The sequence below is a fragment of the Okeania sp. SIO2B9 genome (genome assembly GCF_010672505.1).
GTDB lineage: Bacteria > Cyanobacteriota > Cyanobacteriia > Cyanobacteriales > Microcoleaceae > Okeania > Okeania hirsuta.
On the sequence record NZ_JAAHGK010001820.1, the window covers coordinates 1 to 1023 of the forward strand.

At 32.1% G+C, this 1023-nt stretch carries 1 protein-coding gene and 1 pseudogene; both read right to left on the reverse strand.

Going from position 1 to position 1023, the window contains the following annotated elements:
• Nucleotides 1-164 (reverse strand): annotated as a pseudogene (locus F6K13_RS35940) (NUDIX hydrolase); the annotation flags it as partial.
• Entirely contained in the window at nt 134-724 is a 591-nt protein-coding gene (locus F6K13_RS34705) for a nicotinate-nucleotide adenylyltransferase (RefSeq protein ID WP_124145566.1), read from the reverse strand. The pseudogene F6K13_RS35940 and the gene F6K13_RS34705, both read right to left, overlap by 31 nt.
• Nucleotides 725-1023 lie beyond the last annotated feature (299 nt).

Here is a 1023-nt window from a genome sequence, read left to right on the forward strand (position 1 = left end):
TTATCTTCATATCTCCAGTAATTAATAAATGGTTCCTTTTGCCGCATTACTAATAAAACCAATAAGCGGTTTTGTTGAGCATCGACAGAAAAAATTACGTTATCTACTCCTACTTTAAAATCTGCTTTATTATTTACACTTTTTCTATAGTCGCGTCCTGGCATTTGTATAACTGCTCCCGATATATATAATCTTTAATGGGAGGCGTAATAATTGCTGGGTCTCCTTGCTCTCGATATGCGGATGAGGAAACATTAGGAACTTCTAAAGAAGCTATTTTTACTCCTGTATTTAGTTCTCTTAACTTTTGCAAATCTGCCTCTTCTATTGTAATACCTTTTCGAGGTACAACTAATAATCCTACTTTCTGCAAAAGTTCTTCTACTTTATACCAATTTGGTAATTGTTTGACTAAATCTGAACCTACTACTAAAGTAAATTCAGCATTATGCCATTTTTTTCTAGCACGTTCAACGGTTTCTATAGTACGACGACTACTTAATTCTGAATTGAGAGAAATATTGTTTTTATTAGAGTCAATATTTTCAATCAAAATTGATAACATTGCCGAACGTTGTTTGAGGGGTATTTTATGTGATTTAAAGGGATTATCTGATGCCCAAACTATTACTTGATCGAAGTTTTGAGAGAGCCATTTAATAATTGTTTCATGTCCGGATGTTGGTGGATCGGCACTTGTACCGAATAAAGCAATTTGAGTCATTTTTTTTGATTTTATATAAGTTCCTAAGTCGGACATTTTTCTAATATATAGCAATATGATTTTAGTTGTGAGATATTGGATACTTTTGTTTTAGGTAATAGGGAACAGGGAATAGGGAATAGACTAATATATATAAATAAGATAACTGCTATATTCTATACTTTTAAGGAACACCTCAATTCTCACATCTGATTCCTGATGGCTATAGCAGTTTCTAAACGAGTCGATAAATTTACTATATCATCTTTTCTAGCAATAACTTCTATCCACTCATTTGGCATATTTTCTATACCATAATA

What these genes read in the sequence shown, in the direction of transcription:
- F6K13_RS34705 (WP_124145566.1), bottom strand. Translation starts at nt 724, where the DNA reads ATGACTCAAATTGCTTTATTCGGTACAAGTGCCGATCCACCAACATCC.